Source organism: Streptomyces cellostaticus, from assembly GCF_023630175.1.
GTDB classification, from domain to species: Bacteria; Actinomycetota; Actinomycetes; order Streptomycetales; family Streptomycetaceae; genus Streptomyces; species Streptomyces cellostaticus_A.
On record NZ_JALLIN010000017.1, the window covers coordinates 107,077 to 129,647 of the forward strand.

Here is a 22,571-nt window from a genome sequence, read left to right on the forward strand (position 1 = left end):
GCAGCCAATATGGCCATATGTCAGCGGAGTTCCCCGTGGCGGCAGTAGATTCCGTGCAGCGCGACGCAGGAAGGCGGCTGCCGGAAGACATGTCCCTGATAAAGCGGATCACCACTGCCCGCGCCCTGCACCAGGCCATCTCCACGGCATCCGCGCTCTACGACGACCAGCAGTACGGCCGTGCGGCCGAGGCCGCGGGAGGGGCGGCGGAACTGGCGAGTTCCGTGGGACGCGCCAACCGGGCGGCCTTCGCCCGGATGCTCCAGGCCAGGGCACGGCAGGCGCTGCAGGACCCCGCGTGGTGCGAGCCACTGGACCTCGCGCTGCGCGAGTTACCCCGTATCGGCTCGGAGGAACGCGCCGTGGTCGAGTGGGAGGCGCGCATGGTGCAGGCCGCGGGTCTGGTCGCCGAGCAGCGGATCGACGAGGCGGCCGGAGCGTACCTTGACGCCATCGACGCGGCTGGACGTCCGGCAGTGGCTGGACCGCCCCCTTCTGACCGACCGGGCACGCGCCGGCGGCCCGTCGTCACGCGGTGTCCGAGGAGCGCTCAGTCGCCGACGGTTCCGGCGTCGATGCGCTGGCCGCGCTGGGTGTCCACCACGACCGGGATGCCGTTCGGGATCCGGCCGGCCAGCCGTTCGAGCAGGGACCGCACCGGGGGGAGGTCTTCGGGGGAGCGGACGTGGATCTGCATCGTGCGGGACGCCGTGTCGACACCGGTGACCGATGCGCCGGGCGAGTCGGCGAGCCACTGTTGCGCCGCGGCCCTGGTCCGGCTGGTCCAGGTGTTGATCAGGAGCGTCAGCGCGGTGTTGGCCGCCAGGGGAACGAACACGACGACGAACAGCACGCCCAGGACGGCGTAGGCCCGGCGTCCGGGCCGCCCGGTGGCCTGGTCGTGCCGGGCGCCGTAGCTGAGCGCGCCGAAGATCATCATGCCGCCGAAGACCAGGGCGAAGAGGTTGGACACGAACAGCACCAGTGCGCCCAGCGCGAGCCAGCCCGCCAGGTGCGCGAGGCAGACTCCGACCACGACGAGCGGCGGGACGAGGGAGATGGCGATCGCGACCCCGGGCAGCACGCTGCCGACGTCCCGCCGGGCGAGTGCCACCGCGCCGGCGAAACCCGTCGCGAGGGCGGCCACCAGGTCCATCAGCCCAGGTGACGTGCGGGACGCGATCTGGCTGTTCGAGAGCAGGTCGTAGTTGCCGGGGAGCAACAGGGCGAACACCGCACCGACCGCGATCACCAGCGCGCACGCGGCCAGGACGACCCGGACCGATCCGGTCCGCCGGCGCTGGACCGAGCCCAGGGCGATGCCCATGATCGGGGTCGAGAGCGGCGCGATGATCATCGCGCCGATGACGGTGGCGGTCGAGTCCGTGAGCACCCCGCCGGCCGCGATGACCGACGACAGGGTCAGCATGGTCCAGAAGGCCGATCGTTTGGACCTGGTGTCCCCGGACGACAGGTCCAGGTCCAGCGCCAGTTCGTCCAACGAGCGGCGCTGGGAGGTGGGCAGAATGAGGGCGCGAACGCGGCTGAGCATGCCCCTCAACCAACCACGGAGGCGTGCCGGTGGTGGGCAGGACACGGTTCGCGCGCCCAAGTACGGCTTCTTGGGTCCGTCGGCGGTGACACCGGTCCACCGCCGGCCGGCCCGTACTCGCGGGGCCGGCGCTCCCGTCAAGGCCAAGGAGAACTCCTCATGACCACGCCCCCTCCCGTCCCGCTGCTCGGCGGCACTCCCTTCGGGCGCAACCCCTGGCTGAACGGCCGCCCCCTCACGGTGACCCCCGAGCGTCATCTGTACTGCTTTCCCCACTCGGGCGGGCTCCCGGGCGAGTACGTCCGCTGGGGCCAGTACCTGAGCGGCACCCAGGTCTACGGGGTCTGCCCGCCGGGACGCGGCAGCCGCGCCGCCGAACCGGCCCTGACCGACCTGCACGGCCTGGTCCACGGCCTGCTGGCGGAGACGGAGTTCGTCGCCCCCTACGACCTGTTCGGACACAGCCTCGGCGCGCTGGTCGCCTACGAGGTGACGCGCGAGCTGGCCGCCCGGGGACGGCCGCTGCCCGAACGGCTGGTCGTCTCGGCGTTCCCGGCTCCCCACCTGCCGCGCCGCGGGGCCCGGCTCTCCGCCCTGCCGGACGAGGACCTGGTCGCGGTCCTGAAGGAGCGCTACGGCGGCATCCCGCCGCAGATCGCCGCCGACCCCGACCTGCTGGCGCTGCTGCTGCCCGCGTTCCGCGCCGACTTCGCCCTGCTGGAGAACCACCGGTACCGGGAGTCCGGTCCGCTTCCGGTCCCGCTCGTCGTCCTCGGCGGCGAGGCCGACAGCGTCACCCCGGAGCAGCTCGACGCGTGGGAGCGGCACAGCACCGCGCCCGTGCGCCGGCACACCTTCGCCGGCGGTCACTTCTACTTCCGTGACGACATGGCACCGCTGGCCGCCGTACTGGCTCCCTGAAACCCCGGCCCGGCGCCGCGCGGAAGGGGCCCGCCCGACCCCGCAGCGCCGGGCCCGGCCCGGTCTCCGTGTCACGGGGCGGCACCGCCGACCGCCCGGCCCGGGGGGCGCTCAGCGGCGGGTGCGCGGCAGGGGTGTCACTGCCATTCCCAGCGGATTCCGGCGTGGCCCGGTTGCTGGTCCAGGGAGACCAGGTGGGCGCCGGCCGAGGCGCCGAGCCAGAGCTGCCGGCGGGTCCGGTCGACGTCGGAGCCCGGGTCGCGTTCGTAGCGGTAGCAGTGGGCGGGGGTGGCGCCGGGGGTGAACTGGACCTGGAGCACGTACTGCCGCACCGGTACCGGGAAGCGGCGTCCATAGCAGGTGGCCGGGCTGTTCGCGGAGAACCGCACCTCGTATTCGAACACGGCGGTGTCACCGGCGCTCAGGGGCATGTCGAGCAGCAGCTCCGCGGCGACGATACGCGTCGTCGGCTCCCGGCGGACTCGGCCGAGGCGGGCGTGGCGCACCGCGCCGATCCGGGGAAGCTCGTCGGTGTCCTCGTCGGCGGCGTGGACGACCAGACAGCGGGAGACGCCGTTGGCGCCGGCCCGCACCACCTGGTTCATGCGCAGCACGCACTCCCCGGGACCGGAGGGCACCTGCAGCACGTCGTGCATGCTGAGCCGCTCCAGGTCGTCGCCGAGGGTGACCCCCAGTTCGTCGCAGACCTCCGCGATCCACTGTTCACCGGGCCACAGTTCGGTGGGGTGGAGGCGTTCGGCGGCCGGCGGTGCCGCGTACCGGCCACGGGGGCGGGGCGGTCCCAGCAGGGCCCTGAGGGTGCCGGAGGGCAGCTCCAGCACCTCTTCGAGCAGTTCCACCGCGACCATGGACGGGGCCCGTTCGGGCTGGCTGCGGCCACGTCGCCAGTAGCTGAGCGTGGTGACGCTGATGCGGACGCCGCGTGCGGCCAGGGCGTGCCGGATGCGGTCCAGGCTCAGGCCGCTGGCCTCGATGGCTGCGTGCAGGGTGTCCGCGAAGGTGGCGTGCCGTGGCAGGACCGGTCTCGCCGGCTCCTCGAGTTGCTGCGGCGGTGCCATGACCGTCCTCTCCCCCCACCCGGCGGACCTGAGGGGCACCGGTCCGATTCCGGCCCGCACCACCGAGTGGGAAGGACAGTACGCAATGCGGGGTGTGCGGGTCACGGCATACCCACTATGAGAATGCCCACGACAAAACGAGGCACCCGCCGGGGCAGGCGTCCGTGGCCTTCCCCGGCGGGGCGTCGGAGGGAACGTCAGGAGACGTTCAGGGCGGTGTCGTCGATGACGAAGCTCGTCTGCTGCGAGGAGTCCTCCGTGCCGGTGAACTTCAGCGCGATCGTCTTGCCCGCGTAGGCCGAGAGGTCGAACGACTTCTGGGCGTAGCCGGAGTTGGCGTTCAGGTTGGAGTAGCCGGCAAGGGTGCCGAGCACCGAGCCGCTCGAGTTGAGCACCTGCACCTGGAGCTTGTCATAGGCGGTGCCGGTGGTGCTCTCGTCCGTGTCGATGTGCATCCAGAAGGAGAAGGTGGCCTTGCACCCGGAGGCGATGGTCACGTTCTGGGAGAGGGTGTCCGTGTGGGTGCTGCCGTAGCCGCCGAGCCAGGCCTTCCAGGAGCCGCCGTGGGCGGCCTCGGAGGACGAGTTGTCCACCACGCCGGACGAGGCGGACCACGGCGCGGCGGTGCCGGTCTCGAAGCCGGTGTTGCCGAGTAGCTGGGCGGCGGTGCAGGTGCCACCGCCGCTGCCGCCGGTGCCGCCCATCAGGGCGCTGGTGAGGCCGTCGGCGATCGGGGAGCCCCAGCCGGTGACCCGGTCGTAGCCGGTGGCGGTGCTGTAGTCCTGGTTGCTGCCCGAGGTGATGTCGTGCAGGGCCGAGGCGTAGCCGCTGCCGCTCGCCACCGAGTAGATCTTGGGGTTGACCTCGCCCAGGGCGGCCTTCCCGGCCGCTGCGGCCTTCTGGTTGTACAGCGCCGCGTAACCGGACCACAGCGGGGCGGCGGCGCTGGTGCCGCCGTAGACCTGCCAGCCGCCGACCGTGTAGATGGCGAAGCCGGACGCCGGGTCGGCGTTGGAGGCGACGTCGGGCACGGTGCGCTTGGTCGCCGTGCCGGTCTGCCAGGACGGCTTGGAGAAGACGGTCGAGACGCCGCCGCCACTGGTGCTCCACGCCCGCTCGGAGCCGTAACTGGTGCCGGAGACCGACAGGTTGGTACCGCCGACCGCGGTGTTGTACGGGCTGGACGCGGGGAAGTCCACGGCCTTGACCGACGACCCGCTGGTGCTGCGGGTGCAGTCGCGGGAGCCGTCGTCGCCGGAGGCGCTGAAGATGCTGATGCCCTGGGCCGCGGCCTGCTTGAAGGAGTTGTTGACCGAGGTCATCGAGGAGGACGTGGTGTCCGGCTCGCAGGAGCCCCAGGAGATCGAGATGACCGAGGCGCGGTTGTCCGAGACGATCTTGGCGGCCATGTCGACCTCGCCCGCGTCCGAGTTCGGCGCCTCGTAGATCAGTTGGGTGGCCTTGGGGGCGACTCCGCGGACGATCTCGCTGTCCAGCTCGACCTCGCCCTGGCCGTCGCCGGGCGAGCTGTCGTAGGCGGCGCCGTCGACCGAGACGGTGCTGACGGAAGGCCCGGTGAGGCCGTACTGGCTGTCGTAGGTGGTCAGATTGCTCTTCTTGTAGCCGTCGAACTCCCAGAGGGCGACGGTCTGGCCGGTGCCGTCGGCGCCGAGCTTGTCGAAGCGGTACGCGCCGTTGTACTGGCTGGGGCCGAGACCGCCGGAGGTCGCCCGGGGGGCGGCGGCCGGACGGGCCAGGTTGTGGTGGCGCACCGTGTGGTTGTCGAGACCGGAGACGCCCTGGACCACGGCCGCGACGTCGGACGGCAGCGTGGCCGCCTTGTCGTTGGCGTAGAAGTGACGGTGGCGCGCCGTGTCGAGGTAGGTGTTCTCGTGGGTGCCGAACGCCTTGTTGATCTTGCTTGCCGTGCCCGTGGCCGACACGACCTGGCGGTTGCGGCTGACGCCGGTGACGGTCAGGCCCTGGCCGCGCAGGTAGTTCCGGACGCTGTTCACGGCGGCCTTGGTGGGCGCGTAACGCGCCGCGAACCGGGCCGGGGTCAGGTAGTGACCGTACTCGGGCGATCCGGGGGTGCTGACCGCCGTGAGGAAGCGGTCGAGTCCGGCCGGGTCGCGGAGCTTGAGGCTCACCGAGACCGAGAGCTTCTGCTCGGCCGGGAGGGCGCCGATCCGATGGGAATGGGCGACCGAGGGGTTCACGGTCTGGGGGAGCGGGACGCGCGGGTTGGACGCTGCGTCGGCACTGGTGGCGCAGAGCGCCGTGATGCTCAGTGGTAGCAGCGCGAACGCCGCCGCTGTGGCAGCGAGGTGACGGGATATCACGCGGGGTCCTCCTGGATGTGTGCGTCCCGTGGGGTGGAACGCAGAGATGAACCTCGCAAGGAATCGCGTGAAACTTGACCATGTTCAGACAATGAATTCCCAAAGAACAGTCAACCGTTCATATACAGTGAGGTTCCGTCCCGGTGGCGTCGCGGGCGCCGCTCCCGGTCCGGGAGACCCGGACGGCCCGGCTCGGGGCGCCGAACGGATCACGCATCGAAGCAGGCCTTCCGTGTGCCGGCGGCCGGGGTGCCGGTGATCCGCTGCCGGCCGTCCCCATGGGGCCGGGCGCGGTCCGGTGGGCCGCCGGCGTACGGCGGCGTACGTGAGAGCCGGCGTGGCCCGTCCGCCCGCGGAGGCGTCGAGGCGGACGAACCGATCGGCCGAAGCGGATCACCGGTACCCCGCACCCTGCCCCGCCCGTCGTCGCCAGCCCGGCCCCCGCAACGAGCGGTGCGAGAGGCCACCCGGACGGGGAAAACGCAACTTCGACAGGACCCGCAGAGGCGGCTACCTTCACCTGGTCCTCGGCGATCGCCCACCGTCGCACGGGAGTTCCTCCGGGCCGAGCCACCCGTGGACCACACCAGGCACCCCGACCAGGGAGAGACACATGCCTCAACTCGCGCTGTACACGTTCGGCGTCCTCAAGTCACCCCTCGCCGACCCCGCGCCCCTCACGCGCGAACTCCACGACAGCGGCGAGGCCGTCTACCCGGAGATCAGCCGGCAACCCGGGTACCTCGCGCATGCCGAGCCGGCGTACGGCGCCGGCGGCACGCACTTCGACCTGGACTGGGGTGCGTGGGGAGAGTTCGCCGTACCGAGCTGGTACGGCAAGGGCCGCACGGCGGAAACCACCGCGCTGGCCGCGACGCTCTCGCTCTGGACCGACCTGCGCCCCGCCTTCGACGCCGTCTACACCGGTCTGCACCGTGAGGCGCTGAACAGGCGTCACGACTGGTTCGAGAGGACGGGACACCCGAGTCACGTGTTCTGGTGGGTCTCCGACGGCGTGATACCCACCTGGCAGGACGGGGTCCGCAGGCTGGAGCACCTCCACGACCACGGCTCCGTGCCGCGCGCCTTCACCTTCCACCGCTCGTTCGCCCCGGACGGCACCGCGACCGGCGTCAAGGACATCGGGCCGAAGAGCGACCGGGTTCGCTGACGAGGAACCCTCGACGGCCGGGTCCGCCGTCGAACACCTCGATCCGTCGAGCGCTACGTCGAGGTGGGCGGGTGCGGGGAGCGGAGCACGAGCAGGGTGATCTCGCTGGGGGCGAAGACGCGGAACGGCGGGCCCCAGAAACCGGTGCCGCGGCTGGTGTAGAGCAGGGTGCGCGAGCCGTGGTGGCTGAGTCCGGCGAGGGCGGGCTGGTCGATGCGGACGAGGTGGTGGAAGGGCCAGATCTGGCCGCCGTGGGTGTGGCCGGAGAGCTGGAGGTCGACGCCCGCGGCTGCCGCCCGGTCGACGAACTTGGGCTGGTGTGCCAGGAGCAGGACGGGCAGCTCGGGGTCGGCGCCGTTCAGGGCTCCGGCGAGGTGGGCGCGGTGGCCGGCCAGGCCGGAGGACTCGGCGGTGACGTCGTCCACGCCGGCGACCACGAGGGTGTCGCCTCCGCGTTCGAGCAGCAGATGGCGGTTGCGGAGCGGTTCCCAGCCCAGTTCGTCCATCAGGGCGACCCAGCCCTGGGCCTCGCTGTAGTACTCGTGGTTGCCGGTGACGTAGACACGGGCCCGGGTCGCCCGCACGGTCCCGAGCGGGGCGGCCTGGGCGCGGCGGCGTTCGGCCGTGCCGTCCGCGATGTCACCGGTGTGGCAGACCAGGTCGGCCTCCAGGGTGTTCACGGTCTCGCACACCCGTGCCGACCAGCGGGCGCGGTCGAGCGGGCCGTAGTGGGTGTCGGTGACGAGGACGACGCGGGTGCCGTCCAGCCCGGCGCCCAGTCGGGGCAGTGGCACGTCGAGCCGGCGCACGCGTGGCACGCGGCGGGCCTCGGCGTATCCCCAGGCGAGCAGTACGGCGCCGACGCCGAGGACGGCCCATGTGACGATCCGGGCCCGGTCCTGGCCCTCACCGACGCCGGCCAGGGTCAGGGCGAGCCGCAGCAGGACGCCCAGCAGGACGGACCAGGTGAACAGCACCCAGCCGGTGCCCAGCAGGGTGTCACCGACGACCGCCGCGCGGTCCTGCTGGCGCGGGCCGTGACCGCGCGTCATCGCGAGCGGCATTCCGATGAGGCCGAGGGCGGACAGGGCGGTGCCGGCGAGCGTGACCGGCAGCGGCCAGTGCTGGCCGGTGTACAGGAGCGTCCAGCAGGGCACCACCCACAGCAGGACGGGGGCGACCAGGGGGATGTAGCGCATCAGCCGGTGCAGCCGGCTACGGCTCCGCCGTGGCGCCGGCGCTTCACCGTCGGCGGGCCGGGTGTCGCTGGTGTCGGTCACGCTTCCCCTCACAAACCGTGCTGCCGTCCCGGGCACTGTATCCGGTCACCCTCCGGCCGGCCGGACCCGCGTTCACGGCGGCCCTCCCGGGCGCGCGCGTCTCCGCGGGACGGCAGGGCGGTCATGACGCGGCGTGTTCACGGGTGAACCGGACGGCTCTGTTCCGTAGCTCGTCGGGCGATCCCGTGGCATCTCGAAGGCGGACGGACCTGGTGACGCCGCCGTACCGCGCCATGCGGGGGCGTGAGTGCGGCCACCGCCGTCGAGAATCGCCGGTGTCCTGGTACGCCTGTCGGCGCTGGAGCTCGCACGCCCGAACGGTCTGCGACCCGTCTTCACGACCGGCGAAGTCGACCGCCTGGCGCGGGCGCACACCGGATTCGCAAGCTGGAAGGCGACGACGTCACGGTCGACGGCCGCACGCCGGACGTGGCGATCGAGATCGCCCGCGACGAGGACGGCTCGGTGGTCGTGTTCCCCGCGCTCCCCGCGTAGGCGCGCTCGCACCCGACGTTCACGCCTCGGCGGCGGGCGCCGAGAGCACCGCCCGGACCGTCTTGCCGCTGGGTGGGTAGGGAAGGCAGTCCCATCGGTCGGCGAGGGCGGTGACGAGCGTCAGCCCGCGCCCGCCGAGGCGGAGGGCGTCCGCTCCGGGGGTGCCCGTCGTGATCTCGGGGCAGAGGTCCCCGCGGGCGTCACTCACCTCCACGCGCAGTCGGCCGGCCGGTGGGTCGAAGACGAGCGTCAGCCGGAAGCAGCGGCCCGGCACGCGGCCGTGGAGGACGGCGTTGGCGGCCAGCTCGGCGACGACCGCCTCCGCACGCTCCGTGAGATTGCGAGGGGCGCCCCAGGAACGCAGCTCGGTGACGCCGAGGAGCCGGGCGAGCCGGGCGCCGCGCCGCGTGGCGGACAGGAGTTGGGTGAAGCTGCGGGTCGGCACGTTGAGTCGGGGAGACGCGTGGTTCATGGGGCCAGCGTGGCGGCCGGGTACGGGGACACGCGAGGGCGGCGTCCCGTACGCGGTGTGAGCGTACGGGCACGTGGAGTGGACAGTACGGGACGGCCTCCGCCACGCTGAGTGTCGAGCGAGGGGCGGCCTACGGGCTGTCGCGGCACGGTACGGAGAGAGGGTCGGCGGATGGGCATCGTCGCAGGGGACGCGGCCGAGGTCGAGCACGGAACCCGAGGCGTCGGCGCGGGCGCGGCAGTACGGACGGTTCCGGCGGGGGAGTGCGAGCGGGAGCCCCATCCGTCGGACAGTCTGCGTACGTTCGGCGCCTTCGTCCAGGCCTTGCGCGAGCATGCGGGGCTCAGCCGGGCCGACCTCGGTGAACGGGTGCGGTACTCCAAACACACCGTGGAGTCGGTGGAGTTGGGCCGCCGGATGCCGGACGAGGCGTTCGTGGAGCGCGCGGAGGAGGCGCTCGGCAACACAGGTGCGCTGCGGAAGGCCGCCCGGCACCTGACGCGGGGAGAGGCGGGGCTCGCGGCGTGGTTCCGGCGGTGGGCCCGGCTGGAGCGGGATGCGATGAGCCTGTGTACGTACGAGTGCCGGCTGGTGCCGGGGCTGTTGCAGTCGGAGGCTTACGCGCGGGCGGTGTTCGAGGGCACGAATCCGCTGCGGACCGACGAGGAGCTGGAGCAGCAGCTCACCGCCCGAATGGAACGGCAGGCGATGATGCGGGAGCGGCCGACCGTGCCGTTCAGCTTCATCGTCGAGGAGCATGTGTTCCGGCGGCGGTTCGGGGGCGCCGGGGTGATGCGTGAGCTGGTGGACCATGTGCTGGAGCGCACCGCACCGCGCAACGTGACGCTTCAGGTGGTGGTGTTGGAGGCGGGGCTGCACGCCTGTCTGGACGGGCCCGTACAGGTCCTGGAAACCCCCGAGGGGCGGCGCCTCGGCTACTCGGAGGGGCAGGAGAACGGGCGGCTGATCTCCGACCCGAAACAGGTGAGTCTGCTCTGCCGCCGCTATGAAACACTGCGCTCGCAGGCCCTGAGCCCCAACGAATCCCGGGCCCTGCTGGAGCGACTGCGAGGAGAGCTATGAGCAGCGGTACGTCGGAACTCGCCTGGTTCAAGTCCAGCTACAGCGGCAGCCAGGGCGACAGCTGCGTGGAGGTCGCGATCGCCGAACAGGCCGTCCACGTAAGGGACTCCAAGGACGTGACCCGCCCGGCCTTCGCGGTGAGCCGTGAGCGCTGGGGGCAGTTCCTGCGGTTCGCGTCGGAGTGCTGAGCTCGGGGTGCGCCGTCCGCCGCGTCCGATGAGGAGGCGGCGGGCGGCGCATCTACCTGGGTGTGGAGACGTCGATCCTCCGCCTGACTTCGGATGAGCCTGCATGCGGGCCGCCCCCCTCGCGTCCACCGTCTTCGGCACCGGGAGCGTGTGCCCCGTGTTTCGCATCGCGGGTGACGGCGTCCGACTCGCGCAGGGCCGCCTCGGCCGGCTCCCGCCGCCCCTGAGTCGGCCGCCGTGCCCCCTCCCATGACGCCCCTCGGCACCGGTCATGCCTCCCGCGGCTTCCCGCGCCCGCGCAGGCCGGCGGTAACGCGGTAACGCGGCCGGGACGTCAGCGGTTTCGGCCCTGGCGGGGTCCTCGGCGGCTCCTCGTGCTCCGGCAGTGCTCTGTGCTCCCGTCGGCCGACTCTCACTCCTCCTGAGTGATGGCATGGATACGCCCGACGGTTGACGCCGGTGGCGGCGGTGGTGAATGAGACTGGAACTCCGTTGCTCGGATGGGGAGTTCAGGTGAATCGGTGGGATCGGGTCGGGCGAGTCGCGGCGTATGGGGCAGCGCTGGCGCTCACGCCCTATCTGCTGATCAAGGTGTCGTGGGTGGTTGGTTCGCTCGTGGGGCTGCTGCCGGTCGGGACCGGGTTCGGCATGGCGGAGTGGGTGGTGCTCAACAGTGCCACGATCGGTATGGCAGGGATCGGGATCGCGGTGGCGCTCGCGCTGGTGCGGCCGTGGGGGATGCGCATACCGGGAGCGCCGTTGGCTTTCTGTGCCTGGGTTGGAACGGGTTTCCTCGTCCCGGTGCTGCCGTACGCCGTTCTCAGTTCGCTGCTGGGCTCGCAGGACGGCGATCCGAAGGGCGGGAGTGACGCGGGCCCCTCGATGCCGGTCTGGGAGGCGGCGCTGGTTCAGATCGGGTTCGTGGGCATGGGGCTGGGTCTGGCCGTCGCGCTGCCCACGTACTTGCGGCGGCGCTGGCCGGACGCGTTCGCGGGTCGGCTCGGGGATCGTGGGGAGGGCTCGTCAAGGGCGCTGCCGTGGATGGCCGTGGTCGGCGTCGCGGTCGGTCTCGTCTGGCTGTACTGGGCGGTGGGCGGCACCGCAGGCGTAGCCCACCGCGGCGAGCGGGACCCCGCTTGGTATGTGCTGTCCGGCGTCTTCGGGCTCTGGGCGTTCGTGGCGTCCGCCGCTACCTGGGCTGCCGTCCGAGGCCGGCCCGCACGGGTCCCCCGATGGTGCCCGATGGTGCTCGGCTGGCTCGGCTCGGGCTCATTGTTCGCCTGGAGCGGCTGGAAGCTTCCGCTGACCCTGTACCTGGCGGTCGCGCAGCCGGCCGACGCGGCCCTGCCGGAGAACCTCGCGCTCGCGGCGGTCCTGCACCTTGCAGCGGTGGTGGCGGGCGCCGCGATGCTGCGAGCGCTCGTTCGTACGCGGCTGGTGTCGTCGGACTCGTAGCTGACCCGCCCAAGGCCGTTGTGTGACGAACAACCTGGACACCCCCGCGACTGCAGTGCACTGCACTGCACTGCACTGCACGCGGCGACCGGCGATCTCCCGAAACGGCGCCCGGACCTGGCGCCGCGGCGGCCCGCCGCGGGTGTCTCGCCGCAGCTCACCGACGCCGACCTGGTCACCCTCTCGATGCTGCGGGCGATGCCCGGGTTCGCCTCCGGGGCCAGGTGGCTGCGTTCGTCGTCCGTCCGGGGGAGGGAACCACCGTTGGAGTAGTCCACCGGCGGACCGGTCGTCCAGTGGCCGGCGTGCGCCACAGCCCTCAGGTGTCCTTGTTGGCCTTGAGCTTTTGCCAGACCCTGCTGAGGGCCTGGAGGTCTTCCTCGTCCAGGAGGTCGGTGAAGACGGGAGCCAGGGTCTCGCGGCGGGTGGCGTCGGCCGCCTCGAAGAGGCGGTGGCCCTCCGGGGTGAGAGATACCTCGACGGAGCGGGCGTCCCGGGCCGAGGGGGTACGGGTGACCAGGCCGCGGCCCTGGAGGGCGTCCACGACGCGGGAGACCTGGCTGCGGCTGAGCATCGTGCTGTTGCCCAGGACCGAGACCGGCACGGGATCCGGGCTGGAGGCCAGCCAGAGCAGGACCTCGAACCAGGAGACGGGAAGGTCGTGCGCCTTGCTCAGGGCGCGGTCGACGCGTTCGGTCAGGACGCTTCCGGCCCAGACCACCCCGTAGAAGGCGTAGTCGGCGGCCGGCATCCCCGCCTGCGCCAGCTTCTTCTTGGACATGTCACGAGTCTAGCGGTTGCGTGCACGCACACACATACGTATGGTGTGTGTACACGCACTTAAATGCTCGTCCCGAACGAAAGGTTCCGCGATGTCCTCCCCCACCCAGTCCCCGAAGGTCGTCCTCATCACCGGCACCTCCTCCGGCATCGGTCTCGCCGCCGCCGTCGCAGCCGCCCGAGCGGGCTGGACGACGGTCGCCACGCTGCGGGACCCGAGCCGCTCCGGCGCCCTGCGCAAGGCCGCCGCCGAGGCGGGTGTGGAGCTGGACATCCGCCGGCTGGACGTCACGGACGAGGAGTCGATCCGGTCCGCGATCGAGGGTGTCCTCGCCGACCACGGGCGTCTGGACGCCGTGGTCAACAACGCGGGCGCCGGACACCTCGGCACCATGGAGAACGAGTCCGCGGCCGAGGTGCGCAAGGTCATGGAGGTCAACTTCTTCGGGGTGGTCAACGTCTCCAAGGAGGCCATGCCCCACCTGCGTGCCCGCGGCGGCCGTCTGATCACCGTCAGCAGTGTCGGCGGCGTGGTCGGGCAGCCCTTCAACGAGGCGTACTGCGCGGCCAAGTTCGCCGTCGAGGGGTACATGGAGAGCCTGGCCCCGGTGGCGGCGGCGCACGGTGTGTCCGTGTCCGTGATCGAACCCGGAGCCGTGGCCACCGAGTTCGTCTCCAACGTCGGCGTCGACCTGGAAGGCGCCGTCGCCGAGGCCGGGGTGTACGCGCCCCAGCTGAGCGCCTACCTGAACCGTACGATCGCGCAGTTCTCCGGCAGCGCCGCCCAGACCCCCGAGAGCGCCGCCGAGTCGGTGCTGAGGGCGCTGACCGCCGACGAGCCCGCCTTCCGTCTGCAGACCTCCGACTGGGCCCGTGGCTTCGTGGCCACCAAGCTCACCGACCTGGACGGCTCCGCGGTCCTCGGCCTGACCAATGCCTGGATCGCCTGACACTCACGCGCCCGACGGGCCTCATCCCGCTCTCGCACCCCGGTGAGGCCCTTCACGGCTGGACAACGCCGCCTCCCCACCGCCCCGCACCGTGCTCCAGGCCCCGCGTCCTGCGGGCCTGAACGGGCGATCTCCGCGGATGCGGTCGACCGCTCGTACATCCCGATCCGGGACGTCGGTCGGAGCCCGCTGCCAGGCGGCGTTGTCGGTCCCAGCCGCTATGGTTCGGCCGTTCACGACCTTCGAGGAGGGGTGGCCCGATGGGTGCCAGCGGATGGGACTACGTCACCACGTACGACGGCGATGTCGAGTCGGCCTTGGCGACACTGCAGGCCGGGGTGTTCCAGCAGGAGTACGGCGACGACGCCCGATACCGAAGCCTCGAGGCCCTCTACGAGGACAAGGAGTTCATGGGGTCCGAGGGCACCCATACGATCCTCGACATCGACAGGGTCGTCGCCACGGACGACCCGCCGACGGACTCCGATATCACCGACTACGGCACCCTGCGCCCACTGGCTCTCGGTCGCGTGACGCACCACTTCGGAACGGACCGCCCGTCGGTCGCGCAGTACGAGGAGCTCGTCGCCGCTTCCAGACACGTGGCGAGCCACAAGGAGCACAAGCAGAGCCTGCTCGGCGAGTGCCGGATGCGGTGGACCGGTTACTACATCGTCCTCTACTCCGGCGACAGTGCGACTCACCTGGGAATCTTCGGATTCTCGGGGGACTAGTGCCGCCCGCCGCCGACATGCCGTCAGCCCCGCTCAACGGTCCCAAGGCCGTAACGGGCATCGCCGGGTCAAGTGCATCGTCCAGGAAGTGAGGCACCCATGGCGCCGTACGACGTCAAGCGAGAGCGGAAAGAGTGCTACGCGCCCAAGAACACGGCGTGGGCCATCGTGGACGTTCCCGAGCAGCAGTTCATCGCCATCGACGGTACGGGAAACCCCAATACGGCTCCCGCCTACGCCCACGCGGTCGGGGCCCTCTACGCGGTCGCCTACACCCTCAAGTTCGCCGGCAAACACACAGCGGGCGGCGATTTCGTCGTCGCTCCCCTGGAAGGGCTGTGGTGGGCGGACCGGTACGAAGCCTTCACCGGCGGAGTCAAGGACACCTGGAACTGGACCATGCTCATCAACATGCCCTTCTGGATCACCAAGGAGATGATCGAGGACGCCAAGCAGACTGCGCTGGCCAAGAAGAGGATCCCCGCGATCTCCCGAATGCGGCACCTCACCCTGAACGAAGGACGCAGTGCCCAGGCGCTGCACATCGGCTCCTACGACGACGAGGCACCCGTGCTGCACGAACTCCACCACTCCTACCTCGCCGCCAACGGCCTGCGTCCTTCGGGGCTGCACCACGAGATCTACCTCAGCGACCCCCGCAAGACCGTCCCCGAGAAGCTGAGGACCATCCTGCGCCAGCCGGTCGAACACCTCGACAGCTAGTCCACCTGCCGGGTGCTCGGCCCCGACCGCCACGCGCCGAGTGCGTCACGTCCACCACGTCGCAGGGAGCACTGGTCAGGGAGGCTGAGGGGGAGTCGCCGTGTCGCGCGGCGATGGGCGGTCGATCCGGCTGTCGCCGGAGGGGAATTCCAGGGTGGATCCGGGGTGCAGTACGGCGGTTTCGCTTCGGCAGGAGATGCGCATCGGCCGGTGCATGCCGTGCCCGGCGGCGACCTGGACTTGATGTCCGCTGATGCGCAGTACCAACGGGTGCTCCCGGTAGCGGACGGAGAGTTCGAGTGTGCCGAGGGACTCGGGCCAGTAGGGATTGAGGAGCAGCTGGTTTCCTCTGGTCTCCAGTCCGGAGAAGCAGCGTTGGAGCAGGTCGACGCTGCCGGCCAGGGCGGCCAGGTGGATGCCTTCGGCTGTGGTGCCGCCCTGGATGTCGGCGATGTCGGCTTCCAGGGCGCGCAGAAAGAATTCCACGGCGCGTTCGCGGTGGGCCCGTGCCAGGACCCACGCGTGGACGACGGCGCTGAGGGAGGACCCGTGGGAGGTCCGGGCCAGGTAGTAGTCGATGTTGCGGGGGATGATCCCGGCGTCGAACGAGTAGCCGAGGTGGTGGAAGAGCGGGGCGAGTTCGTCCGCGGACAGCAGGTAGAACAGCATGAGGACGTCGGCTTGTTTGGACGCCTTGTAGCGGTTGACGTCGTCGCCCTCGGCTTCGAGGATCCGGTCGAGGCGGCGGATGTTGCCGTACCGCTCCCGGTAGTGGTCCCAGTCCAGCTCGCGCAGGGTGTCGTAGCCGTCGAACTGGCTGATGACGCCGTCGTCGTGGAAGGGGACGTACATGGTGCGGCTGATGTCGCGCCAGCGGGACAGTTCCTCCGGCAGGAGGCCGACGGTCTCGGTGAGGTGGCGGCGCGGCTGTTCCGGGAGGGAGGCGAGGGCGTCCAGGGCTCTGAGGATCACCCAGACGGCCATCACGTTGGTGTAGGCGTTGTTGTCGATCCCGCTGTCCTCGGCACCGGGGTAACCGGTGTGGAACTCGTCGGGCCCCATCACGCCGCGGATCACGTACCGGCCTCGGTCACGGTCGTAGGAGGCGACGGAGGCCCAGAAGCGGGCGATCTCCACCAGCATCTGTGCGCCGTAGTGGGTGAGGAACTCCCGGTCCGCGGTCGCCTGGTAGTAGTGCCAGACGTTGTAGGCGACGGCGATGCCGATGTGGTGCTGGCGCCAGCTGGGGTCGGACAGCCAGCGGCCGGAGCGGGGGTTGAGGTGCAGCCGCTGGCTCTCCTCGCGGCCGTCGCTGCCGGACTGCCAGGGGAACATGGCGCCCTCGTGGCCTGCCGCGCGTGCCGCCTGCCGGGCTTCGGGCAGCCGCCGGTAGCGGTAGCGCAGCAGCGCGCGGGTCAGGTCGGGGACGCGCAGGTTCAGCAGCGGGAAGACGAACAGTTCGTCCCAGAAGACGTGCCCCCGGTACGCCTCGCCGTGCAGTCCCCGGGCCGGTACTCCCACATCGAGTTCGGCGGTGTTGGGCGAGACGGTCTGCAGCAGGTGCAGCACATGCAGGCGGATGATGCGCTGCGCGTCGCCCCTGCCCTCGATCTCGATCCGGAACCGGTCCCACAGGTGGTCCCAGGCCGTCGTGTGGCCTTTCAGCAGGTCGTCGTAGCCGCCCAGGCGGGGCAGCCAGCGGGCCGCTTCGGCGGCGGGCTCGGAGATGGCGCGGTCGCGGCCGGTGAAGACGGTCACCACCTTCTCCAGTCTCACCGTCTGGCCGGAGGCGATGTCCGCCGCCAGGTCGTATCCGGTGCGTCCGGGCTCCTCCAGGAGGCGGCGCCGTGCGCCCAGTCGTTCGCGGCCGCGCCAGACCGTGGTGCGGGCGGCCATGGCCACGCGGATGCCGGACTGGTTCGTCTGCACCTCCAGGAGCACGGAGTCGTCGCAGGGCCGGGTGGCGCGTACCGGTTCCAGGTGGGTGCCGGCCAGGTCCTGGTAGCGCGTGACGAGGGTGTTGCGTACCGCGCCGTCCAGTGTGGAGCGGAACTCCAGCCGGCCGGACCAGTCCTCCGCCGTGACCGCCATGTCGGCCACGCACGCGTGCTCGAAGTCCATGCTCACGAAGCGGCGCTGGGTGACCGCCGTGGTACGGCCGCGCGTGTCGCGGAACCGCATTCGGCGGGTGAGGATCGCGTGCCGCAGGTCCAGGTACTGGCGGTATTCGAGGAGGCCGGCCGTGTCGACGTCGAACCAGGGGCCGTCGTCGATGCGGAAGGTCATCGCCGGCCAGTGAGGCAGGTTCACCAGGCTCTCGTTCTCGACCGTCTGACCGGCGACGGTCGTCGTGAGCCGGTTGTAGATCCCGGCCGCGTACGTGCCCGGGTAGTGCGCCCCGTCCGCCGATGCCTCCGGGGCGGCCCCGCGGGTGGCGAGGTAGCCGTTCCCCACGGTGCACAGCGCCTCGCGCAGCGGCTCGTCGTCCGGGGTGTAGCCCTCGTAGCACAGTGTCCACTGGTCCATGTCCGCTCCCTCGCTCACGGCACGCCTCCCGCTCGGCGGTGCACCTGGGCCCGGCCGTCCCGACCGCTGCCACGCAGGCCATGTCCCCTCCGCGACTTCCGGCCGGTCGCTTCCGTGCTCGCGGATCCAGCACGGCACAGGCCACCGGCAGCCGGGGCTTGACGTGCTCGGGGATCAGCGGGTTCGCCGTCAGGTGGCTCCGGCCCGCGGCCAGGTGCTTCGCCGCACGCCGGTGGGCGTCCGGGGCGGCGATCTCCGCTTCGGTCAGGCTGCCCGGTGCACCGGGCAGGATGTCACTCATCGGGTCTTCCACCTCCTGAGCAGTGGGCCGTCCGGTGTCGGCCGGCCCGGCTGCGGCGGACGGGGATGATCAGGTGCCGACGGCTTTCGCCGCCTTGCCGTGCTGTTCCAGGACGCGGTAGGCCATCAGCTTGACCGGGTCCAGCAGCAGGAACTCGACGATGGCCCAGCCCCAGGCGAGTCCGACCAGGTTCCAGCCGATGGGCTGCATCAGGAAGCCGGTGAGGGCGATCGCGGTGGCGAGGAGCTGGGTGCCGATCACGGCGGTGAGCAGGATCCAGGACGGCCGGTAGGACCAGAACGGGCCGCGGGTACGGGCCAGGAAGACCGTGAGGTGCCCGCTGACGGACAGTTTGAGGTAGATCAGGGTCCGCACGTCGGCGTCCGCGAGAGCGAGGGGCAGGTGTGTCACCCACACCAGGACGAACGTCGAGACCAGGCCGAACAGGCCCAGGACGGCGGCGATCGCCATCACCTCGGTCAGGTCCCAGCGTTCCGGCTTCGAGGAGGGCCGTACCCGGTCGTAGGCGATGGACAGGATGGCCGCGTCGTTGAGGATGGCCAAGAGGACCACCTGGATCGGTGTGACCGGGAAGAACGCGAACACCACGATGGTGGCGGTGACGAAGAGCACCACGCGGATGGTCTCGGTGATCCGGTAGATCGCGTAGTTCTTCATCCGCCGGAACACCTCGCGGGACCGGTGGACGGCCTCGATGATCGTCGACAGGCCGGGTGCCAGGAAGACGATGTCGGAGGCGGCGCGGGCCGCGTCGGTGGCGCCGCAGACCGCGATCCCCGCATCCGCGCGGTGCAGGGCGGGGGCGTCGTTCACGCCGTCACCGGTCATGCCGACGATGTGGCCGTGCTCCTGGAGGGCCTTCACGATGCGGTACTTGTCCTCGGGCACCACCTGGGCGAACCCGTCGGCCGCCTCCACGGTGCGCGCGAGGTCCTCGCCCTCGAGCCGTTCGATCCGCTTCGCGTCCAGGACCTCGGTGCCCAGGCCCACTCGGCCGCAGATCTCCCGGGCGATCTCCACCCGGTCCCCGGTCACCATCCTGACCTGCACGCCCAGCCGGCCGGCCTCCTCCAGCGTGGCGCGGGAGTCCTCCCGCGGCGGGTCCTGCAGCCCCAGCATTCCGGTCACCCGCCACCCGTCTCCGTCGGCGCAGGCAACAGCCATCGCACGGAACCCCCGGCGCGCGAAGCCTCGTGTCACCTCCTCCACGCGCTGCGCGACCGAGTCGCAGGCCTGCACGAGGCCGAGGACGGCCTGCACCGCCCCCTTCGCGACGACACGTTCTGCTCCGGGGCCCCGCACCTCGGCCCGGGCGAACTTGCGGGCGGAGTCGAACGGCGTGAAGTCGATGACCTCCCAGTCCTCCAGCCGGTCGGCCCCGCACGCTCGGAGGATCGCCTCGTCGACGGGGTCGCCGCCACCGGGCTCCGCGGTGAGGGCCGCCTGCTTGAGCACCTGCCCCTCGTCCATGGCCCCCTCGAGTACGGCGACGTCGGCGACCGCCAGCTCGTTGCGGGTGATGGTGCCGGTCTTGTCGGCGCACAGCACGTCCACACCGGCCATCTCCTCGACGGCCGGCAGGTGGCTGACGACGGCCTCCCGTCTGGCCAGGTAGCGGGCTCCGACGGCCATGGTCACCGACAGCACCGCCGGCAGGGCGACCGGAATCGAGGCGATGACCACCACCAGCGCGAATTCCAGCGTGCGTGTCACCCCGCTCCCGCGCAGCAGCGACAGCACGATGATCACAGCGACCAGTCCGAGCGCGAGCAGGCTCAGGTACTTTCCGATGCTGATGACCGCGCGCTGGAAGTGGCTCGCCGGTGCCGCCCGCCCCGTCAGCCGAGCGGTGCGCCCGAACTCGGTGTCCGCACCGGTGGCCAGCACGCGAACCACCGGCCCGCCCCGCGACACCGCCGACCCGGAGTACATGCCGTCGCCGGGATTCTTGGCCACCGGCAGCGATTCCCCGGTCAGCGCCGACTCGTCCGCCTCGCCCTCGCCCTCGACCACCGTCCCGTCCGCGGGCACCACCTCCCCGCGGCCGATCCGCACCAGATCTCCCGGAACCAGCTCGGAGGCCGGGACCGTCGTCCACTTCCCGTCCCGCTTGACCTGCGCCACCTTCGCCAGCCGCTCCTTGAGCGCCGCGATCGCGTTCTGCGCCTGGTGTTCCTCCCAGAACCCCACGAGTCCGTTGAGGAGCAGCAAGGCCAGGATGATGGCGAAATCCGCCCACCGGCCGGTCGCCGCCGTCAACGCCAGGGCCGCCTCGATCATCCACGGGATCGGACCCCAGAAGTGCGACAGGAACTCCAGCAGGACGCTGCGTTCCTCCTCCTCGAGGACGTTGGGCCCGTAACGCTCCCGCCGCGCGGCCGCCTGCGCCGAATCCAGCCCCGCGTCGGCGGCCCTGTGCAGGTCCGCCCGCCGGTCCTCCTCGGTGCGCCGATCATGCGCCGCCCGCCCACCGGCCCCGTGAGACGTCACGGCGCGCTCGCTGCCCCCAGCCGCGGAACCAGGCACCCGTGCAACCTCCCGTCCCCGGGTCTTCTCCGGTCCGGCGGCAGGCCCGACACCCGGTGGTCGCCCCGCCGAGTCGCTGCCCGCGCCGTCCGGCGCAGCGTCGTTTCGAGCGAGGGTCCGCAGGCAGGGCGAGGGCGGAGGACGCGACAGGGCACCCGACACCTCAAGAGACCCACCAGCCCGGTCCACTGCCAGGTAACGCCCGCCGACAGGAGATCGCAACCGGCCGGTAGCGGCACGCCGGGACGCCGCGCCGACACCGCGACGATCACTCGCCGGCGTCGGCGGCGGTCCGTGTCGGCCCTGCGGCCTCGCGCACCGCGGAGCCCTCGGCTGCCGAGGGCTCGAGCGGCAGGGGGAAGAGAAGGCCTGCCGAGGCCAGCGACAGAACGAGCACCATGGGCCTCGTCTTCGGCACCCTCGTCGTTTCCGGCACCGAGGCCGAAGCCGCAGCCGACGTCACTGCGGCGCCCTCCGAGTGATCTGCTGCGTCGTGATCACCCGCGCCCGCGAGCGGGGCCCGAGGCTGCAGGGCAGCCGGTTGCCGTGCCACCTGGGGGCCTGCGTGGGGAGGCGATGATGCGCTGAGCGCCCACTGGGTGAGATGTCCGGGGGAAGGTCGGGCGGCCGCCCGACCCGTACGTACGACAGGGGAGCCTCGTATCCGCCATGCCGCCGCCTCCCAGCAGCGATACTGGATGCATGGGCACGACGATCACCGCCCCCCGCGCCGAGGTGCTGCGGGACCGCTACCGCTACCGCAGCCGACTGCCCGACCGCCTGCAGGAGCTGGCCGGCCCCGTCGAGGGCAACCTGGACCTGCCGCTCCACATCGTCTGGTCCGGGCGAACGAGTTACAGCCTGGACCGTCCGAAGTCCCGCATGACGCTCTACCGGACCGTCCTCGCCGAAGGACTGAGAGAGGACCTGGTGGCCCTCCTGCACCACCGGCTGCTCACCGAGCAGTGGCCCGTGCTGCGGCGGTTGATCAGTCCCTACATCGGCGAGGTCTGGGAGGATGCCTTCCCCGAACTGCTCCGCACCGATCCGGTCGACACGACCGCCGCGTGAATCTCACTCCGCTCCACGAGCGTCTCCTCGCCGACATCCTGGATCTCGGCTCCCCCCTACCCTCTGGTCCTCACCGGCGGATACGCCGCGCAGGCCCATGGCCTGGTCGAACGCTTCAGTCGCGACCTCGACGTCGCCACCGAGAACCCTGCTCCGATGCAGGAGATCGTCGCCTCGCTCACGGCAGGTCTCAGCGCGCGCGGATGGGCGGACCGCGCACGTCCAGACCGATCCGCTCAGCGGCCGGTTCCTCGGCACCGATCCGGACACCGGCGAGGAGTGCGAGATCGACGTCCTCGAGGAGGCGTTCTGGGCCCCTCCCGCTCAGACCCCCTATGGCCCCGTGCTTTCCCTCGACGACGTGATCGGCACCAAGGTCCGTGCCCTCGCCGACCGCGGCACCGTCCGCGACCTCATCGACGTCCAGGCTGCCTCCCGCCACCGCTCCATCGCCGACCTCGAATCCCTGGGCCGCCGTCGCGCCCACGACGAGTTCAGCCTCGAATACCTCCGGGACCGGCTCATCGGCGCGGACTGGTACGAGGATGAGGACTACACCGCGTACGGGCTCACCTCCCAGCAGATCGAAGGACTCAAGGGGTGGGCGCTGGAGTGGGCGGAGGATCTGGGTGCGCGGATCCATGACGAGAACGCCTGAGACGCCGTCATCGCGTCCATCCCCTCTACCGCAGTTGCAACGAGAGGATGCGGTGTAGCCAGCAGGTTCCAACCCGGAGTGGTCCACGGTGGGTGGCTGCCCTGCACGACGGATTTGCATGGGACGTAGCTGGCGCGCCGCCTCTTTGCTGCTCCGCTTCCGCTTCACCGCCCGGTCCCTGCGTTCGAAGCCTACGGCCTCCCGTAATCGGCACCAAGTACAGCCTTGCGTACCGTCAATTGG

Annotated in this window: 18 protein-coding genes and 3 pseudogenes; 12 read left to right on the forward strand and 9 right to left on the reverse strand. The window is 71.2% G+C overall.

Annotation, left to right across the window (positions count from 1 at the left end):
* Window positions 1–550: 550 nt before the first annotated feature.
* Window positions 551–1,552, reverse strand: coding sequence for a DUF389 domain-containing protein (locus tag MXD57_RS13485; RefSeq protein ID WP_250401620.1), 1,002 nt, complete (start codon window positions 1,550–1,552; stop codon window positions 551–553).
* A 159-nt stretch (window positions 1,553–1,711) separates the two neighbouring features.
* Here MXD57_RS13485 and MXD57_RS13490 point away from each other — a divergent pair, with 159 nt between their 5' ends.
* On the forward strand, window positions 1,712–2,473 hold the full coding sequence (locus tag MXD57_RS13490) for a thioesterase II family protein (RefSeq protein ID WP_250401621.1): 762 nt from the start codon (window positions 1,712–1,714) through the stop codon (window positions 2,471–2,473).
* 137 nt (window positions 2,474–2,610) lie between these two features.
* Here the strand turns inward: MXD57_RS13490 and MXD57_RS13495 are convergent, their stop codons facing one another.
* Both MXD57_RS13495 and MXD57_RS13500 read right to left on the reverse strand, forming a co-directional pair.
* Entirely contained in the window at window positions 2,611–3,552 is a 942-nt protein-coding gene (locus MXD57_RS13495) for a hypothetical protein (RefSeq protein ID WP_250401622.1), read from the reverse strand.
* Window positions 3,553–3,749: 197 nt separating this feature from the next.
* The gene (locus tag MXD57_RS13500) at window positions 3,750–5,894 is read right to left on the reverse strand and encodes a protease pro-enzyme activation domain-containing protein (protein ID WP_250401623.1); all 2,145 of its coding nucleotides are present in this window, start codon (window positions 5,892–5,894) and stop codon (window positions 3,750–3,752) included.
* Between the two features lie 613 nt (window positions 5,895–6,507).
* On the opposite strand from MXD57_RS13500, the gene MXD57_RS13505 reads away from it, so the two are divergent.
* Window positions 6,508–7,065 (forward strand): DUF3291 domain-containing protein, encoded by a 558-nt coding sequence (locus MXD57_RS13505; protein ID WP_250401624.1) that lies wholly within the window; start codon window positions 6,508–6,510, stop codon window positions 7,063–7,065.
* 53 nt (window positions 7,066–7,118) lie between these two features.
* Here MXD57_RS13505 and MXD57_RS13510 read toward each other — a convergent pair whose 3' ends face one another.
* Window positions 7,119–8,345: a metallophosphoesterase gene (locus tag MXD57_RS13510; RefSeq protein ID WP_250401625.1), complete on the reverse strand. Its 1,227-nt coding sequence runs from the start codon at window positions 8,343–8,345 to the stop codon at window positions 7,119–7,121.
* Between the two features lie 262 nt (window positions 8,346–8,607).
* On the opposite strand from MXD57_RS13510, the pseudogene MXD57_RS13515 reads away from it, so the two are divergent.
* Window positions 8,608–8,840 (forward strand): annotated as a pseudogene (locus tag MXD57_RS13515) (hypothetical protein); the annotation flags it as partial.
* A 19-nt stretch (window positions 8,841–8,859) separates the two neighbouring features.
* Here the strand turns inward: MXD57_RS13515 and MXD57_RS13520 are convergent.
* Window positions 8,860–9,312: an ATP-binding protein gene (locus MXD57_RS13520; protein WP_250401626.1), complete on the reverse strand. Its 453-nt coding sequence runs from the start codon at window positions 9,310–9,312 to the stop codon at window positions 8,860–8,862.
* 171 nt (window positions 9,313–9,483) lie between these two features.
* On the opposite strand from MXD57_RS13520, the gene MXD57_RS13525 reads away from it, so the two are divergent.
* From MXD57_RS13525 to MXD57_RS32165, 4 genes and pseudogenes are all read left to right on the forward strand, one after another.
* Window positions 9,484–10,395 (forward strand): helix-turn-helix domain-containing protein, encoded by a 912-nt coding sequence (locus MXD57_RS13525; RefSeq protein ID WP_250401627.1) that lies wholly within the window; start codon window positions 9,484–9,486, stop codon window positions 10,393–10,395.
* Complete coding sequence (locus MXD57_RS13530; RefSeq protein WP_250401628.1) at window positions 10,392–10,583, forward strand: DUF397 domain-containing protein; 192 nt, start codon at window positions 10,392–10,394, stop codon at window positions 10,581–10,583. The genes MXD57_RS13525 and MXD57_RS13530 overlap by 4 nt, the downstream gene beginning before the upstream one ends.
* A gap of 513 nt (window positions 10,584–11,096) precedes the next feature.
* Window positions 11,097–12,038, forward strand: a complete 942-nt coding sequence (locus MXD57_RS13535; RefSeq protein ID WP_250401629.1) for a hypothetical protein — start codon at window positions 11,097–11,099, stop codon at window positions 12,036–12,038.
* Window positions 12,039–12,098: 60 nt separating this feature from the next.
* Window positions 12,099–12,272 (forward strand): annotated as a pseudogene (locus MXD57_RS32165) (IS982 family transposase); the annotation flags it as partial.
* An 85-nt stretch (window positions 12,273–12,357) separates the two neighbouring features.
* On the opposite strand, the gene MXD57_RS13540 reads toward MXD57_RS32165, so the two are convergent.
* Window positions 12,358–12,819, reverse strand: a complete 462-nt coding sequence (locus tag MXD57_RS13540; protein WP_250401630.1) for a MarR family winged helix-turn-helix transcriptional regulator — start codon at window positions 12,817–12,819, stop codon at window positions 12,358–12,360.
* 91 nt (window positions 12,820–12,910) lie between these two features.
* Between MXD57_RS13540 and MXD57_RS13545 the strand changes: the two genes are divergently transcribed.
* The 3 genes from MXD57_RS13545 to MXD57_RS13555 all read left to right on the forward strand — a co-directional run bounded on the left by MXD57_RS13545 (window position 12,911) and on the right by MXD57_RS13555 (window position 15,225).
* Entirely contained in the window at window positions 12,911–13,768 is an 858-nt protein-coding gene (locus tag MXD57_RS13545; protein WP_250401631.1) for an SDR family oxidoreductase, read from the forward strand.
* Window positions 13,769–14,028: 260 nt separating this feature from the next.
* Window positions 14,029–14,502 (forward strand): hypothetical protein, encoded by a 474-nt coding sequence (locus MXD57_RS13550; protein WP_250401632.1) that lies wholly within the window; start codon window positions 14,029–14,031, stop codon window positions 14,500–14,502.
* 99 nt (window positions 14,503–14,601) lie between these two features.
* A complete protein-coding gene (locus tag MXD57_RS13555; RefSeq protein WP_250401633.1) occupies window positions 14,602–15,225 on the forward strand; it encodes a GyrI-like domain-containing protein in 624 nt (207 codons plus the stop codon).
* A 75-nt stretch (window positions 15,226–15,300) separates the two neighbouring features.
* On the opposite strand, the gene MXD57_RS13560 is transcribed toward MXD57_RS13555, so the two are convergent.
* The 3 genes from MXD57_RS13560 to MXD57_RS31515 all read right to left on the reverse strand — a co-directional run bounded on the left by MXD57_RS13560 (window position 15,301) and on the right by MXD57_RS31515 (window position 20,999).
* Complete coding sequence (locus MXD57_RS13560; protein WP_250401634.1) at window positions 15,301–17,751, reverse strand: glycoside hydrolase family 65 protein; 2,451 nt, start codon at window positions 17,749–17,751, stop codon at window positions 15,301–15,303.
* Window positions 17,752–18,121: 370 nt separating this feature from the next.
* Window positions 18,122–20,563, reverse strand: a complete 2,442-nt coding sequence (locus MXD57_RS13565) for a plasma-membrane proton-efflux P-type ATPase (protein WP_250401635.1) — start codon at window positions 20,561–20,563, stop codon at window positions 18,122–18,124.
* Between the two features lie 304 nt (window positions 20,564–20,867).
* Window positions 20,868–20,999: a hypothetical protein gene (locus MXD57_RS31515; RefSeq protein ID WP_284505506.1), complete on the reverse strand. Its 132-nt coding sequence runs from the start codon at window positions 20,997–20,999 to the stop codon at window positions 20,868–20,870.
* A gap of 302 nt (window positions 21,000–21,301) precedes the next feature.
* Between MXD57_RS31515 and MXD57_RS13570 the strand changes: the two genes are divergently transcribed.
* Window positions 21,302–21,670, forward strand: a complete 369-nt coding sequence (locus MXD57_RS13570) for a hypothetical protein (protein WP_250401636.1) — start codon at window positions 21,302–21,304, stop codon at window positions 21,668–21,670.
* A pseudogene (locus MXD57_RS13575) lies at window positions 21,667–22,328 on the forward strand (nucleotidyl transferase AbiEii/AbiGii toxin family protein). The gene MXD57_RS13570 and the pseudogene MXD57_RS13575 overlap by 4 nt, the downstream one beginning before the upstream one ends.
* Window positions 22,329–22,571: the final 243 nt, after the last annotated feature.

What these genes read in the sequence shown, in the direction of transcription:
- MXD57_RS13560 (WP_250401634.1), bottom strand. Translation starts at nt 17,751, where the DNA reads ATGGACCAGTGGACACTGTGCTACGAGGGCTACACCCCGGACGACGAG.
- MXD57_RS13495 (WP_250401622.1), bottom strand. Translation starts at nt 3,552, where the DNA reads ATGGCACCGCCGCAGCAACTCGAGGAGCCGGCGAGACCGGTCCTGCCA.
- MXD57_RS13520 (WP_250401626.1), bottom strand. Translation starts at nt 9,312, where the DNA reads ATGAACCACGCGTCTCCCCGACTCAACGTGCCGACCCGCAGCTTCACC.
- MXD57_RS31515 (WP_284505506.1), bottom strand. Translation starts at nt 20,999, where the DNA reads ATGGTGCTCGTTCTGTCGCTGGCCTCGGCAGGCCTTCTCTTCCCCCTG.
- MXD57_RS13525 (WP_250401627.1), top strand. Translation starts at nt 9,484, where the DNA reads ATGGGCATCGTCGCAGGGGACGCGGCCGAGGTCGAGCACGGAACCCGA.
- MXD57_RS13555 (WP_250401633.1), top strand. Translation starts at nt 14,602, where the DNA reads ATGGCGCCGTACGACGTCAAGCGAGAGCGGAAAGAGTGCTACGCGCCC.
- MXD57_RS13530 (WP_250401628.1), top strand. Translation starts at nt 10,392, where the DNA reads ATGAGCAGCGGTACGTCGGAACTCGCCTGGTTCAAGTCCAGCTACAGC.
- MXD57_RS13540 (WP_250401630.1), bottom strand. Translation starts at nt 12,819, where the DNA reads ATGTCCAAGAAGAAGCTGGCGCAGGCGGGGATGCCGGCCGCCGACTAC.
- MXD57_RS13490 (WP_250401621.1), top strand. Translation starts at nt 1,712, where the DNA reads ATGACCACGCCCCCTCCCGTCCCGCTGCTCGGCGGCACTCCCTTCGGG.
- MXD57_RS13550 (WP_250401632.1), top strand. Translation starts at nt 14,029, where the DNA reads ATGGGTGCCAGCGGATGGGACTACGTCACCACGTACGACGGCGATGTC.
- MXD57_RS13545 (WP_250401631.1), top strand. Translation starts at nt 12,911, where the DNA reads ATGTCCTCCCCCACCCAGTCCCCGAAGGTCGTCCTCATCACCGGCACC.
- MXD57_RS13505 (WP_250401624.1), top strand. Translation starts at nt 6,508, where the DNA reads ATGCCTCAACTCGCGCTGTACACGTTCGGCGTCCTCAAGTCACCCCTC.
- MXD57_RS13485 (WP_250401620.1), bottom strand. Translation starts at nt 1,552, where the DNA reads ATGCTCAGCCGCGTTCGCGCCCTCATTCTGCCCACCTCCCAGCGCCGC.
- MXD57_RS13570 (WP_250401636.1), top strand. Translation starts at nt 21,302, where the DNA reads ATGGGCACGACGATCACCGCCCCCCGCGCCGAGGTGCTGCGGGACCGC.